12 protein-coding genes and 2 pseudogenes are annotated in these 14,481 nt (G+C 60.9%); 9 read left to right on the forward strand and 5 right to left on the reverse strand.

From position 1 onward, the window contains the following. Positions 1 to 1,921: 1,921 nt before the first annotated feature. The 3 genes and pseudogenes from AC0X69_RS20530 to AC0X69_RS20540 all read right to left on the reverse strand — a co-directional run. Positions 1,922 to 2,290: pseudogene (locus AC0X69_RS20530) on the reverse strand (YciI family protein); the annotation flags it as partial. Further along, the gene (locus tag AC0X69_RS20535) at positions 2,269 to 2,610 is read right to left on the reverse strand and encodes a hypothetical protein (RefSeq protein ID WP_482613786.1); all 342 of its coding nucleotides are present in this window, start codon (positions 2,608 to 2,610) and stop codon (positions 2,269 to 2,271) included. The pseudogene AC0X69_RS20530 and the gene AC0X69_RS20535, both read right to left, overlap by 22 nt. Before the next feature lies 1 nt (position 2,611). Next, positions 2,612 to 2,773 carry a 4Fe-4S binding protein gene (locus AC0X69_RS20540; protein ID WP_482613787.1) on the reverse strand — a complete coding sequence of 54 codons (162 nt, stop codon included), beginning with the start codon at positions 2,771 to 2,773 and terminating at the stop codon, positions 2,612 to 2,614. 859 nt (positions 2,774 to 3,632) lie between these two features. Here AC0X69_RS20540 and AC0X69_RS20545 point away from each other — a divergent pair. From AC0X69_RS20545 to AC0X69_RS20580, 8 genes and pseudogenes are all read left to right on the forward strand, one after another. Continuing rightward, positions 3,633 to 4,574 (forward strand): alpha-amylase, encoded by a 942-nt coding sequence (locus AC0X69_RS20545; protein ID WP_482613788.1) that lies wholly within the window; start codon positions 3,633 to 3,635, stop codon positions 4,572 to 4,574. A gap of 68 nt (positions 4,575 to 4,642) precedes the next feature. Beyond that, positions 4,643 to 4,873, forward strand: a complete 231-nt coding sequence (locus AC0X69_RS20550) for a hypothetical protein (RefSeq protein WP_482613790.1) — start codon at positions 4,643 to 4,645, stop codon at positions 4,871 to 4,873. Positions 4,874 to 5,404: 531 nt separating this feature from the next. Continuing rightward, positions 5,405 to 6,079 (forward strand): annotated as a pseudogene (locus AC0X69_RS20555) (ABC transporter substrate-binding protein). Continuing rightward, entirely contained in the window at positions 6,018 to 6,296 is a 279-nt protein-coding gene (locus AC0X69_RS20560; RefSeq protein ID WP_482613866.1) for a hypothetical protein, read from the forward strand. The pseudogene AC0X69_RS20555 and the gene AC0X69_RS20560 overlap by 62 nt, the downstream one beginning before the upstream one ends. Positions 6,297 to 6,586: 290 nt before the next feature. Then, the gene (locus tag AC0X69_RS20565) at positions 6,587 to 7,897 is read left to right on the forward strand and encodes a CmpA/NrtA family ABC transporter substrate-binding protein (RefSeq protein ID WP_482613791.1); all 1,311 of its coding nucleotides are present in this window, start codon (positions 6,587 to 6,589) and stop codon (positions 7,895 to 7,897) included. A 20-nt stretch (positions 7,898 to 7,917) separates the two neighbouring features. Next, positions 7,918 to 8,814 (forward strand): nitrate ABC transporter permease, encoded by an 897-nt coding sequence (ntrB, locus tag AC0X69_RS20570; RefSeq protein WP_482613792.1) that lies wholly within the window; start codon positions 7,918 to 7,920, stop codon positions 8,812 to 8,814. Positions 8,815 to 8,824: 10 nt separating this feature from the next. Then, positions 8,825 to 9,619: an ABC transporter ATP-binding protein gene (locus AC0X69_RS20575; RefSeq protein ID WP_482613793.1), complete on the forward strand. Its 795-nt coding sequence runs from the start codon at positions 8,825 to 8,827 to the stop codon at positions 9,617 to 9,619. A 40-nt stretch (positions 9,620 to 9,659) separates the two neighbouring features. Continuing rightward, positions 9,660 to 11,381: an OFA family MFS transporter gene (locus AC0X69_RS20580; RefSeq protein ID WP_482613794.1), complete on the forward strand. Its 1,722-nt coding sequence runs from the start codon at positions 9,660 to 9,662 to the stop codon at positions 11,379 to 11,381. 358 nt (positions 11,382 to 11,739) lie between these two features. Here AC0X69_RS20580 and AC0X69_RS20585 read toward each other — a convergent pair whose 3' ends face one another. Both AC0X69_RS20585 and AC0X69_RS20590 read right to left on the reverse strand, forming a co-directional pair. After that, complete coding sequence (locus tag AC0X69_RS20585) at positions 11,740 to 12,660, reverse strand: complex I NDUFA9 subunit family protein (protein ID WP_482613795.1); 921 nt, start codon at positions 12,658 to 12,660, stop codon at positions 11,740 to 11,742. A gap of 500 nt (positions 12,661 to 13,160) precedes the next feature. Further along, entirely contained in the window at positions 13,161 to 13,982 is an 822-nt protein-coding gene (locus tag AC0X69_RS20590) for a TIGR01458 family HAD-type hydrolase (protein ID WP_482613796.1), read from the reverse strand. 230 nt (positions 13,983 to 14,212) lie between these two features. Between AC0X69_RS20590 and AC0X69_RS20595 the strand changes: the two genes are divergently transcribed. Further along, positions 14,213 to 14,413, forward strand: coding sequence for a hypothetical protein (locus AC0X69_RS20595; RefSeq protein ID WP_482613798.1), 201 nt, complete (start codon positions 14,213 to 14,215; stop codon positions 14,411 to 14,413). Positions 14,414 to 14,481: the final 68 nt, after the last annotated feature.

Here is a 14,481-nt window from a genome sequence, read left to right on the forward strand (position 1 = left end):
TCTCAGCGCAATGATGGTGCGAAGCGGCAGCCCGGCTGAAGCCGCGCCTTGACGTTGGAACGATCGGTCATCGGCCCGGCCTCCGCGTCACGCCATGCCGCCCGGCAGATGCGGCAGGTTGAAGCAAGAGTCCATCCCGCCTTTGTCGCTGTCGTCGTCTTCTTCATCGCGCCGTCAGGTCGTCTCGCGCAATCTCGCGCAGCGACGCCTTTTCAGGATGGCCGCGCCCGTGGCCCTGCAGCCGAGCCACGGCTCATCGTCGTTGATCGCATCAGCCGCGCGAGACGCGGCTTAGGCCTGTTACTGATTGACGGCCGTCGTTGCGCCGAGTGTCGGCTCGTCATAGCGGCCGGGTTCGAGCAGCTCGCTCTCGTCTTCGAGGATTTGAGGGAGTGACGCAGAATCCAGAAATCGCCGCCTACGCTCCCCACGTTCTGCTCATCGTCGCCTGGGTCGTGTCCGTCAACGTCTTGTTGGGTTGTACGTGAGACGATCATTCGTCAGGCGGCTTTGGATGTAATCTGCAAGGGCCTTAAGCCGGCCTCTTTGTCGGGCAGCGCGACGAGCGCATGGGACGCTGCGATGCCCCGCGCGTCATCGGCGGCGCCTCGCACGATACGGGCTCCGAAGCTCCCGCCGCCCAGATCGCCGCGGGACCATCCCGCGGTCATCAGCGGGCTTTTGAGATGGCGTCTTGTGCGCTTTTGCGCTGATATTCGACGACGGCCACAACGATCGGTTCGTCATTGGCCGCGAGAGGGCTGCCGCATACCCTACCCGGGCGCTTTGTTAGCGATTCGACTTGAAGGTCAGGCCGCGAACAATCCGGCGATGCGCCCGAAATGCTTGGTGTAGAAGCGGGTTAGAGTCATGCGAGCGGCGTAGTCGTGCGCGAGAAGGGTGGCGGCTCCAATATGCTCGTCATGCGCCAGCATTAAAAAATGACCACCTACATATTCGTCGCGTCAAAAACCGGCGGGAATGCGAGAATACGCCACGTCTGAGCTTGAGCGCACTTTGCCGCCGCGGGAGCGACAGCAGTGCTGGCCTGCAAAGCGATGGCGAACAAGTGAGCCGGCAAGATCTCCCCGCGCGGCATGGACGCACTCTAGCCATCGGCGGGCGTATAGACGCCCCGCGCAGCGGCGCTAGTTAGCCAACGCTATCATGAACGCCGACAAGACAGCAATCGAGCGAGCGTTCGAACTTGCTCGCGCCGGAGCGTGCAGCAGCGTCGCTGAGATCGTCGTGCGCCTTGACCGCGAGGGCTATGATGGCCGGCACATCTATGGGCGCGCACTCAGAAGGCAGCTACGAGATTCAACCGAAGAGCTGAGAAACCCTCGCGACGACAGCGGTGAAAAGGCTCCGGCACACGCGAGACAAGCAATACGTAATCGACGCTGGCCGAGGGCCAAGCATTAAGAAACAAGCCCGCAGGCCCCTCATTTGATCGCCCTCGCCGCCCCCGCTTCGCGGATAACCGCCGAGCGCTGTCAACGCTCTAGTTCTCAACTAGCCCCCTTCGAATCTGAAATCGCAGCCGTCGCCGCGCCGAGCACCCTCGACTTCGCAAACCCCGTCATCAGTTCCATTTGCCACCTGTGCAGCCTTGAGCCGCCATAACAGAAACTGTAGCTTCACTTGCTATCCTTAGGTGAGGGGACGATTGGCTCCTACCGGCGCCATCGCCAGCAAGAAGAACACACTCGACGTCCAGAGCAGACTTCCCATGACGCAATCCCACTAAATGTCTAGATCAGAATCGCGGCTCGAGCGTAGCCCGCCGCCAAGCTAATCGTTCCGCGCAAGAAAATCCGTGCCGCTTCGCGAGATAAGCCGCCCGTGTAAATCGAAGGTTTGTTCCGGGCGCTAGATATCCGGAAGCTTGCTGAGGATGCGGTCTTCGCTTAAGCGATTTCGGGGTCAACGCGTCGCCCAAGTCGGCCGCTTCAATATAGAGGACGGATTTGGATGTCGCTGGGGCTGGGCATCGGGTTGGGGCATCGCTTCACCCGATCGCCTCGTCCATGTCCTTGACCTCCCAAAGCCAAAATCCAGCGACTAGCTCCGTCGTCTCCTCGAATGGCCCGTCATAGACGGCTCGGTCGGCGCCGTTGAACGCAACGCGCTTACCGCTAGAGGATGGCTGTAGGCCCTCGCCGGCGAGCATGATGCCGGCGTCAATTAGTTCGTCGTTGAACTTCGTCATCGCATCCAGGAGCTCGGTCGACGGCAGGAGGCCGGCCTCGCTTTCAAGCGTCGCTTTCACAAGAACCATGACGCGCATCGACTATATCCTCGGTTCGCAGTCGCTACGCTGGGCGCCGCTGACCGGTCGGCCCGCAGATAGCATGTCACTAAGCGAGAAAGCCGTGAAGTGGCGTTCCCTGCTTCCACGATGGAAAGCCAATGAAGAGGAGCACGAACTCTCGAGACGTACAAGAGGCGAGTGCACGCGATCAGAATGATTGTAATAGTGAGAGGCGAACCGGCCTTTGATGCAGCTATGATCGTGTTTTGCCTTTCCTCTTTCCAAGGAATTATGCGAGTGATGCGGCCGTTGCGGGTCTCGGCCTTGATGCCACAGCCCATGCCGCAATTTGGCATGTCATAATGACGGACCGTCGGGTTTGAGCGGGTTCGGCATGATGACGGTTACTTCGGACAGGCTCTTTTCGACCGGCCCATGGCTAGGACAAGCCTGTACGCACGCGGCGCAACTGACGCATTCCGAATTGAAGAACAACTGGTCGTGGCTTGCTGCAACCATTGATTAAAGCTTCGCCCAGTAAACGTCAGCGCGAACGTTCCTTGCACTTCGGCGCAGGCGCGCACGCAGCGGCCGCCGAGATGTGCTTGGCGGTGTCGAAGAGGATATTGGGATTGATCGGTCGTGGCGCTGAAGTGATTACCGCCACTGCCGTAGCGGCTCTCAGTCAGCCCCTCCGCTTTGACGCGCCCAAAGAAATACGCCGGAGATATCGCTCCTTTTAGGCAAACTGCGAATCTTTTCAGCGTGCGGCGCCACATTCATAGCACCTTGGCGCCGTCCGGCAGCCCATTTGAGCAAATCGCTCATAGGCTGTTTCGACAGGAACCTTAAAGCATCGCAGGCCCTCGTCATCATTCGCCTGCAACGGCGCAATGGCTGCGCTGCAGGTGGCGCGGTCATTGCATCCATTGACGCGAGGGCGTCGTTCGCGACGTCTAACGGTCCAATGGGGGACCCCCCAGCATCGCCGCTGTCCTGAACGTCTGCTGCGCAGGCGTTCAGGACAGCGGCTTTTTGTTTCCGACGCCGTGCAGGCGAAGCGCATGTGAGGTTCGCGATGAAGAAAGCGCGGTTTCTACGACTGACGCATCGGCGCCGGCTACGCGGCGGCGCATTGGCTACGAGCATGGCGACCGCTGTAATCTTGGGAACCGGCGCGAACGCTGCGCCTCGCAGGAATATTGCCCTCGAGGTGACTTCCGCTCAACAGCAAGTCGCGGTCCCGGCAGCCCAGGCGCCTGTCGCGGTCCCTGCGCCGCCGCCAGCGCCGATGGGCCTCTTTGGCGTCGATATGCCGGCCGCGGGAAAGCTTGTACTCTCCATTACACCCGTCTTTGCCAACTTGTCGGGCATCAAGATGGGAACGCGCACGGTCTCAAACGAATATATTGTCACGACGGTGCCGTTCTTTCTCAATCCCAGGCAGACCGTGCGCATTATTCCGCAAAACATTGCGGTCGCGACGCAAATTGTCGGCCTGAGCTACGGCGTCACGAAAGATTTTGCGGTGGTTCTCACTGCCGGCATGATCGAGAAAAATCTCAATGCGCTAACCTTCAAGGGCACGTCGGGAATTCTGCCGCTCGGCAGGAGTTTGCCTGGAACGACCAGCCTTGCCGACGTCACTTTGTCGGGCGTCTATCGCATTTATCAGGACGACGTCCACCGCATCCAGCTCTCTCTTGGCTTCTCCTTCCCCGCCGGCAGCTACACGGCCACCTTCAAGGACTTTCTCCTGCCCGACGGGACCCGCCGCAACATCCGCGCATTTTACGGTATGCAACCCGGCACGGGCACGTTCGATATCCTCCCGGGCGTCATATATGCGGGCTATCTCGGACCTTGGTCGTGGGGCCTTGGCTATCGCGGGCGCTTTCCGCTGGCCGCTCATTCACTCGGCTATTCCTGGAACTACCTGCTCGAATATCGCCTGCGCTTCCCGCTCGGCCCCAATCCGACACAGGGCTACCGCTGGGGCGATCTGCATGAATTTAACGCCTGGGGCGGCTACACTTGGACGCCTGGTCTCACCACGACCTTCCGCGTGAGCGGTTCGACGCAAGGCCCGATTCGCGGCTTCGACCCCGAAATCCGCGGACCGGCCGTGCCGGCGAATCCGGCCTTTTATGGCGGGCAACGGATCGAGCTGTTTGGCGGCGCGACGATCAGCGGCAAGTTTGTCGGCTATGAAGCCGCGACGGTCGCGGTGGAGGCGGGCCTGCCCGTTTATCAGAATCTCAACGGTCCACAGATTATGAAAAACTGGCAGGCAGGCATGTCGCTGCGATTCAAAATCTAAATAGTCGTCTACTCCGTTGAGAGTAGCCGCTTTTGCCGTCGCATCAGACGAAGCTGAGGACGTTCGTGATGTCGTTCGGGCACGCACGGCGCCGCTTTGGCGCAACAACAGAGGGTGCAGCCAACTGCAAAGACGCGGATCTGGCGAGGTTATTGGCCCGCCTGTCGAAGGCTGGGAACGCGGCTTGGACCCTTGCGGTCGGTTTGGCGCAGGCTGCGCTGCTGATCGCCACGATCGTCCTTGGCAGCGCAGCGACCGTCAAATTTGTCGACGCCTTATTGGATGCGATTCACCGCTGAAGCCGAAAGCGGCGCCTTCCGCCCGCTGCGCCGTCCGTAAAACAGTCACGCATTCAACCCTGATACGCTGCAAGTACTCGGCTGTCCGCCAGAGCTTAAAGATCGTTGTCGTCGATGAAGTCTGATCCGCGCGGACTGATGATCAAAGCAAGGGCATCTCCGGGGAGAAGCCCTATCGGCCGATGGGCACGGCGGCGATGCGGGGCAAACAACAAATCGCCGGAATCGCGCAGGCGATCATCTCGGCGGCGGAGCTCCTCAAATGACCGGCGCCAGGAAGCTCTTGCGGATCAGCTTCATGCCGCTCATTGACGCGGCGGCGCTCGTCGTCGCCGTCGACGGCGGCTTTTTGCGGCCGACGAAGGTCTCGATATCGAGTTGGCGCGGGAAGTCTCCTGGTCGAACATTCGAGACAAGTTGGCCATCGGCCTTTTTACGCCGCCCATTTGCTTGCGCCGATGGCGATCGGATCGAGCATGGGACCCGGCCACATCAAGGCGCCGTTCGTAGCGCCGATGAACCTCGCGATGAATGGCAACGCCATCCCTGTCTCCGGCGCGCTGTACGAGGAGTTGCTGGCCGCCGACGGCGATCTGCCCAACCCGGCGTCGAGCGCGCGCGCTAGCCGCTGCCGTTCGCGTCCGCGAGGCGCAAGGGCGCGAGCCGCTCGCCTTTGCGACGACCTTTCCGTTTTCGACCCATAATTATAAGCTGCGTTATTGGGTGGCCGCTGGCTGCCTCGATCCGGATCAGGATCTAAGACTCGTGACGCTGCCGCGGCCCTTATGGTCGAGTCGATGGCGCACGGACAGGTAGACGGGTTCTGCGTCGGCGCCATGGAGCTCCGTTGCGGTCGAGGCCCGCGTGGGCCGCATCCTGCGTTTCGGTTGCGATATTCTTGGCCGCGCGCCAGAGAAGGCGCTGGCGCTCCGCGGGCGCGACATTGAAGCCGCACCCGACGTCGCGCGAACGCTCACGCGCGCCATCGCAAAGGCGGCCCGTAATATGGAAGAGTCCAGAGGGCGTCAGGAAATCGCGGCGATGTTGGCGCGGCCCAACCGCGTCAGCGTAAACGCGCGTCTTATCCAACGGACGCTCGTTGGCGAACTCGTGATCGCCGCAAACGAGACGCGCGCTAACCTGAATGACCTCATCCTCGGTCAGGGCGGCGCTGCGGCCCGACGCGGCGCATGCGCTATGGCTTGACGCGCAACTGCTGCGCTGGGGACAAGCGGATTCCTCCATGGAGCGCGTCGAAGAGGCGACGCACGTTTTCCGAGCTGATCTCTTCGACGCCTCGCTCGGAGCCGACGCGCCCGGCGCAGCAGCGATTGGCGATCCGGTCGGCGCTTTCGACGCGTTCCATTCGGTTGACAATATCCGCACGCATCTTGGCGGCTTCTCGATCGGCCGAAAGCATTAGCGTTTACCCCGTCGACGCACAGCGTGACGGCACAGTGCCGCTTGTTTGATCCGCCCGGATGGGGGCCGCCATCTCGGTTACGCGCTGGACATGACCGAATTCCTGCGCTGGGGTCTGGCGCCTGACTTGCAAAGATGAGGGGGTATCGCCGGACACTCCCCGGTCTCGCGCCCCGATGAAGGGACGCATCAGCAACGCCGCTGTTCCGTGAGACAAGCGCAATTGCGCGACGCTCCCGGGCAAGCGGCGTTTTTTTATTTCGCTCTGCGAACAAATGACGAGGACCAAAAATGGGCAACGACAAAGCCGATGTTTTGCGCCGGCCGGCGATCAATCGACGCGAAACGCTGAAAGGCGCGGTGGCGACATTGGCCGCGGCGAAGTCCCTATTCCCCTGTGGCGCCTTTGCGCAAAAAGCTGGCCCCGAGACCACTAAAGCGGCCCTTGGCTACATCGCGCTCACCGATTCGGCGCCGCTGATCATCGCTAAGGAAAGGGGCCTCTTCGCCAAGCACGGCTTGCCCGACGTCGAAGTGCTGAAACAGGCGTCCTGGGGCGCAACGCGCGACAATCTCATGCTAGGCGGCGCCAGTAATGGCGTCGACGGCGCGCATATTCTGACGCCGATGACCTATCTCATTTCGACGGGCAAGGTGACGCAAAACAACGCGCCCATGCCGATGTATGTGCTCGCGCGCCTCAATCTCGACTGCCAGGGAATATCGGTTTCCAACGAATATAAGGATCTCAATGTCACCGCCAAGGCCGACGCTTTAAAAACGGCTTTCGCGAAGAAGAAAGCCGAAGGCAAGGAGGTGAAGGTCGCAATGACCTTCCCGGGTGGAACTCATGATTTGTGGCTCCGCTATTGGCTCGCCGCTGCGGGAATTGATCCCGATAAGGACGTCTCGACGATCGTCGTTCCGCCGCCCCAGATGGTTGCGAATATGAAGGTCGGCAATATGGACGCCTTCTGCGTTGGCGAGCCCTGGAACGCGCAGCTCGTTAACCAGGGAATCGGCTATACCGCCTGCACCACCGGCGAGATCTGGCCGAAACATCCCGAAAAGGCGCTCGGCATGCGCGCCGATTGGGTTGACAAAAATCCCAAGGCCGCGACCGCGCTGACCGCCGCCGTGTTGGAGGCTCAGCAGTGGTGCGACAAGAACGAAAACAAAGTTGAGCTCGCCGACATTGTCGGCCGTCGCCAGTGGTTCAACGTGCCGACGACAGACATCATCGGCCGCCTGAAAGGCGACATCAACTATGGCAACGACCGAGTCGAAAAGGGCGCCAAGCAGCTCATGAAGTTCTGGCGCGATCACGCGTCCTATCCCTTCAAGAGTCATGACGCCTGGTTCATCGTCGAAGACATGCGCTGGGGCAAGCTCGATCCCAAGACCGACGTCAAGTCGCTCGTCGACAGGGTCAATCGCGAGGATCTATGGCGCGCGGCCGCCAAATCTATTGGCGTCGCGGCTAAGGACGTTCCCGCCTCGACCTCGCGCGGCAAGGAAACCTTTTTCGACGGCAAGGTTTTCGATCCCGATCAGCCGCTCGCCTATCTCAAGAGCCTCGCCATCAAGCGGGCTGAAGTCTGAATTCGATACGCGAGGCCAATATGACGATGCCATTGACGAAGAATCAAATCTCCACGAGTCGGCTTCCGCCGCTCGACGACGCCGACGAAATCTTTCGTCGACGTCGAACGCCGCTCCTGATCAAATATCAGCCGCAGATTCGCGGCTTCTTCGCGGCGACTTTGCCACCCATCATCATGTGCGCGCTCCTTCTCCTCGTCTGGCAGATCATATGCGCGAAACCCAATGCAGCGCTGCCCTCGCCCGCTCGCATCTGGATCGAGGCTAATGATCTCATCCTGCACCCGCTCTTCGTCAATGGGCCGCAGGACATAGGCCTAGGCTGGCGCGTATTAACTTCGCTTCAGCGCGTCGCTGTTGGCTTCGGGCTGGCGAGCGTCGTGGGAGTGATCGTCGGCGCTTTCGTCGGACAAGCGCAATGGGCGTCGCGCGGCCTCGATCCGATCTTTCAGATCTTGCGCACGGTGCCGCCGCTCGCCTGGCTGCCGATCTCGCTTGCCGCCTTTCGCGACAGCCGCCCGTCGGCAATCTTCGTGATCTTCATCACCGCGATCTGGCCGATCATCATCAATACCGCCGTCGGCGTGCGCAACATTCCGCTGGATTATCGAAATGTCGCCGCCGTTCTTCGGCTCAACGCACTCGAATTCTTCTACCGCATCGCCGCGCCGAGCGCCGCGCCTTACATCTTCACCGGGCTGCGCATCGGCATCGGGCTTTCCTGGCTCGCAATCGTCGCCGCGGAGATGCTGACCGGCGGCGTGGGCATCGGCTTCTTTATCTGGGACGCCTGGAATTCCTCCCGCCTGCCAGACATTTTCGTCGCGCTGCTCTACATCGGCCTCACCGGCTTCATTTTGGATCGACTCGTCGGCTTCATCGGCGCGCTGGTTACGCGCGGCGCGCAGGCGAACTAGGGAGGACGCCATGTCAGGTTTTCTTAAGATCGAAAACGTCGACAAGGTTTTTACCCGCGGCTCCGCGACGACGAAAGTCTTAGAGAATGTCACCCTGCGTGTCGAAGAGGGAGAATTTGTCTCCATCATTGGCCATTCGGGCTGCGGTAAATCCACGCTGCTCAACATTGTCGCCGGCCTTCTTTCGGCGACGAGCGGCGGCGTAATTCTGGAGGAAAGGGAAGTCAACGAGCCCGGACCCGACCGCGCAATGGTCTTTCAGAACCATTCCCTACTTCCCTGGCTATCGACTTATGACAATGTGCGACTCGCCGTGGATCAGGTGTTCCGCCCATCCGAGAACCGGAGAAAGCGGCATGAGCGTACGATGCGAATGCTCGACCTCGTGCAGATGACGCATGCGAAAGACAAGCGCCCCGGCGAAATATCGGGCGGCATGAAGCAGCGCGTCGGCATCGCCCGCGCCCTTGCGATGGAGCCGAAAGTCCTGCTGCTCGACGAGCCTTTCGGCGCCCTCGACGCGCTGACGCGCGCACATTTGCAGGATCAAGTGATGGGGCTGCAGGCGAAGCTTGGCGCCACCGTGATAATGATCACCCACGACGTCGACGAGGCCGTGCTGCTCTCGGACCGTATCGTGATGATGACGAATGGGCCGCGTGCGACAATCGGCGAAATTCTGCCAGTTCTGCTCGCGCGTCCACGCGACCGCATCCAGCTTGCTGTCGATCCAGTCTATCTCGAATGCCGACAACGGGTGCTGCAATTTCTTTATGAGCGCCACAGCTACGTCGAAGCGGCGTAAGGAGCTGCGGGTCGTGGCCTTCATTTAGCACGATATTGCAATGCCGGCGCCCTCGATTGTCCATCGCGATTTCCTGAGCCGCGAGCGCACCATCGCATCGCCTGCCTTCAATCGCTGGCTCGCGCCGCCGGCGGCGCTCGCCATTCATCTGTGCATCGGCATGGCGTACGGCTTCTCAGTCTTCTGGCTGCCGCTCTCTCGCGTGGTCGGCGGCGCGCAGCCGAAGGAATGCCCGCAAACGCTCGGGTTTTTCGCGAGGCTCGTCGCCACCGATTGCGACTGGAAGATCAGCTGGCTCGGGTGGACGTTCACGCTGTTCTTCGTCTTTCTCGGCTCCTCGGCGGCGGTCTTCGGCCATTGGCTGGAGACGGCGGGCCCTCGCAAGGCCGGCCTCGCGGCGGCCTGCTGCTGGTGCGGCGGCCTGCTCGTCTCCGCGCTCGGCGTCTATCTGCACCAGATCTGGATGCTCTGGATCGGCTCCGGCGTGATCGGCGGCGTCGGCCTGGGGCTCGGATATATCTCCCCCGTCTCGACGCTGATCAAATGGTTCCCCGACCGTCGTGGCCTCGCGACAGGTCTCGCCATCATGGGCTTTGGCGGCGGCGCGATGATCGGCGCGCCGCTCGCCGACCGGCTGATGAGCATTTACGCCACGCCGGCGTCGCCCGGCGTCTGGCAGACCTTCGTCACGCTGGCGGCGATCTATTTCGCCTTCATGGTCGCCGGCGCGCTCAGCTATCGGGTGCCGCCCCAGGGCTGGGCGCCGGACGGCTTCACGCCTCCCGCGGCCGGCATGAACGGCATGATGACGCATCGCCATGTGCATCTCGACATAGCCTGGAAGACGCCGCAGTTCTGGCTGCTCTGGGGAGTGCTTTGCCTCAATGTTTCAGCGGGCATCGGCGTTCTCGGCATGGCCTCGCCAATGCTGCAGGAAGTTTTCGGCGGCAGGCTGATCGGGCTGGACGTCGGATTCGACCAGCTCGACGCCGATCAGAAGAAGCAGATCGCCGCGATCGCCGCGGGCTTCACGGGCCTTTTGAGCCTCTGCAACATCGGTGGGCGCATCGGCTGGGCGTCGGCCTCCGACAGGTTCGGCCGCAAGCTCACTTACGCGATCTTCTTCGTCGCCGGCCTTGCGCTTTATTCGGCGATCCCCTTTGCGGCGAAAGGCGGAATGGTCGGCGTCTTCGTTCTGCTCTTCGCGTTCATCATCACCATGTATGGCGGCGGCTTTTCCACGATCCCCGCCTATCTCGCCGACATTTTCGGCACGCACCATGTCGGCGCCATCCATGGCCGGCTTTTGACCGCCTGGTCGACCGCGGGCGTGCTCGGGCCGGTGCTCGTCAATTACATTCGCGAATATCAGTTGAGCGTCGGCGCGCCGCGCGAGGACGCCTATAATCAGACGATGTATGTTCTCGCCGGCCTGCTGCTCTGCGGGCTCCTCTGCAATCTCCTCGTGCGGCCGTGCGCCGAGAAATATTACATGAGCGACGAAGAGGTGGCGGCGCAAAAACACGTCACCGTCGCCGAGGTCGTCAAGGAAGAGGACGAGGTCCACGCCGACTTCGAGGATTTTGTCGAAGAGGCGCGGGAGCCGAGCGCCGCGGATGAGGATCCGCCGGCCGCCGCACGCGCCGCGCGTCTCCCCAACGGCGGAGCGCTTCTGATGGGCCTCGCCTGGGCCGCCGTCGGCGCGCCGCTCGCCTGGGGCGTCTGGATCACGCTCCTGAAGACCGCGGCGCTGTTTCGCTAGACTTCTCCAACACGCCGCCACGGAAAAACCCCTAGCCAACATCGTAAGCTGACGCACATCGCAAACCCCTTGGACGCCGCCTTAATGTGTCATCGATGTGAAATTGCGTGTCGTCATCTGTCCCCTTGGCTTTATGCAAACCGGGTCTGCGGAAAGGGCGACTGCGGAGGCCCGTCGCAGGATTAATGGTGGCCTTCGAACATGGGGGGACGTCAGCCGCCGACGACGTCCGAGGACGATGGTTTGACTACCGCTCTGTGACGCGGACCCATGAGTGCAGCGCGACAACATGGTTTGCAAAATATCGTAAGGCCGGTAATCGGTCACCGCGAGCGGATCTTTCGAAGGATCTCTTCGATCAGTGATCCCGCAATATCTCCTGGAGTATTTCCTCGACCGAGTGCGGCGAGATTCCGAGATCTTCAAATCCTGGCATCTCTGGCGACGACACGGTATCGACCTGCATCAGCTCTACTTGATTGCGAGTGACGGGCGGGCTCGGAAGCATTTCCGCAAACCAAGCCAGCGTGCGCCAGGCAGCAAACGGGACCGGAACTAACATAGGCTTGAGGTTGGCTTCGTGTGCAACGACTCTGAGCAATGCCTCGTAAGAGTAGACGCGAGGACCGCCAAACTCGAAGGTGATCGCATGCACGTCCTTCTGATCGAACGCCCGAGCGATTGCCTCCGCCACATCCTCCACATAGGCGGGCTGCAATCTCGTGAGACCGCGCCCGAACATCGGGTAGATTGGAAGCTGGCGGAGGAGTTTGAGGATGGCGGTGAGAAATGAATCGTCCGCGCCAAACATCACCGCCGGCCGAATAAGAATTGCATCTGCGAAGGCGGCGCGAACCGCCAGTTCGCCTTCGCCACGCTTGCGGATATAGAGCGATGACGAGCCGGCATCGGAGCCGATTCCCGAAACATGCGCGAACCGCTCCACTCCGGCTCGACGCGCTTGATCCGCCACTCGTTGAGCAGCCTCGACATGCACGGAATGGAAGGTCTCGCGGCCATGCTCGACGTAAAGACTGACTGCATTCACAACGCCGTAAGCGTCAGCTACTACGTTGGCGATTGACCGCTCATCGTGAATGTTGGCCTCGACCGAGCGAAGTTGCGGATCATCAGAACCAAACAGCCTAAGCCCTCGATCCGGATGCCTCGACGCAATCCGAACAAAAACCCCGGCCTTGCGGAGACGCCAAACCACCCGGCGCCCGAGAAACCCGGTTCCGCCGAACACGACAATGGAGCGCTCGTGCATGGTCGCCATGGCTTAAACTCGTCTGCTTACGTCGGACCAGCCCCGATCGGACAGATAACGTGGACGGATCGCGCGCCAACTGCGCGCGCCTTGGCTGGATCGGCGTCAGCAAAGTTGCACACCCGCCTCTAGATTTCGCCGAAGGAGTTAAGTCGGCAGCTTGTGAGACTGGATGGCACAAGCCAGCGCCGAATTCGTGCGATCCACGGCTGAAATGTCTGACTCAACGGTCGGATTGCGTGAGCCGCGCGATGCAGTCGTTCTTGCGATAAGCAATGACAGTTAGCCAAGCGCCCGGCAGGTCCGACTGGACGCAACCGCATTGTCGGGGTCGATGGAAAGGTTGAATCTCATTGGAAAGTTATCCTTTGAGGCCGAAACATTGCATACAGGGAGGACAGACCACCTGGCTCATCTTCACCGAATGCGACCGACGATGAAGCTAACAATTCAGAAGCTGCGGAGCGCCGATGCATCTCACTTAAACCTTCGTTTCCTCAACCTGACCGTTAATCAAGAGCGCTGACGCCGAAGCGCAGGAGTCGATCGACCGCCGCTTTTAAATCTTGCGCGACCAGCGTCGGCGGCTCCGTTAGTCGAGACTCCTGGCCGGGGCGATATTTTCCCGTCTGGACGAGGACGCCCATCAATCCAGCGGCCATGGCCCCGCCGACGTCAGCTTCGGCGTCGTCGCCGACCATCGCAACGTGCTGAGCGTCGAGGCCCAGGCCCTTCACGGCAAGTTCAAAGAAGGCGTGCGACGGCTTTCCGAGCACGGTCGCCTCCCGGCCGCAAGCATATTCCAATCCCGCGACAAAAGGACCTGCGTCGAGGCTCAGTTCACCGTCGCGATCGAGAAAACTGCGGTTTTTCGCCAACGCCAGAAACGGCGCGCCGCGGAGGATTTTTCGATAGGCGCGGTTCAACCGATCGTAAGTGAAAAATGCGCCCGCGTCGCCGACGATGACAGCCTCATCTCCCTCCTGCGGCAGTGCGGCGAAATCCTCGTAGAGATCCGGGTGCACCACGAGAAACGGCGCGAGATGGCGGCCGGCCAAATAATTGCGCGCTATCGCTGCCGGCGTAAAAATATCTCTCGGCTCGACGCGCAATCCGAGGGAAGCAAGGTCATCGACGATGCGACTGAGCGGGCGACGCGTCGTGTTGGTGACGAATTTCAGTGGAAGACCCGCCGAGCGAATCTGCGAAACCGCCTCAAGCGACCCCGGCAAGACCGTCTCGCCGACATATACCACCCCGTCTAGATCGAGCAGTATGCCCCTGACGGCTCGGCCGCAGCTTCGCGACGCCCATAGCTTTTCGTGCGGCATCGACCCTCCGATGAATTTCTTCACGAGCTAAATGATAATGAGAGCGCGACGAGCAGACGTCGAGTCGCGAGAGTCGAGTCGCGAGAGTTCTGTCGTCAGTCATTTCCAAAGCTCTCCGGCGTCGCTCTCCGCGTCAAAACGCTCCCACCCGGAAAGAATGGCGTCGAATCGGTCTCGGGCTTTGGCATCTCAATAGTCGCGGTGTCGCTTCGACGGAAACGGCGAATCCAATGGTCTTTGCGTCGAGCAAGGGTCAATCCCCTTCATCTATCGGCCGCGGCGCGATGGTTGTCGGAATCACCCAACCGAAGCGACGCAGCGAACGCTGGGGCTCGGAACTCGCGCCGACGTTTCCTTTTGATGACGGGCGCATGAGATCGACGACGTTAGTTCGATTTCATTTTGTTTGTTTGTTTGAAGTGCAGAATTGACGGTTACGAACGATTCGACGCTACTTGCCCACGCAAGCCTGCTCACATTTTTTCTTGTTGGGTCCGGT

This window comes from Methylocystis sp. Uni0008, from assembly GCF_056838045.1.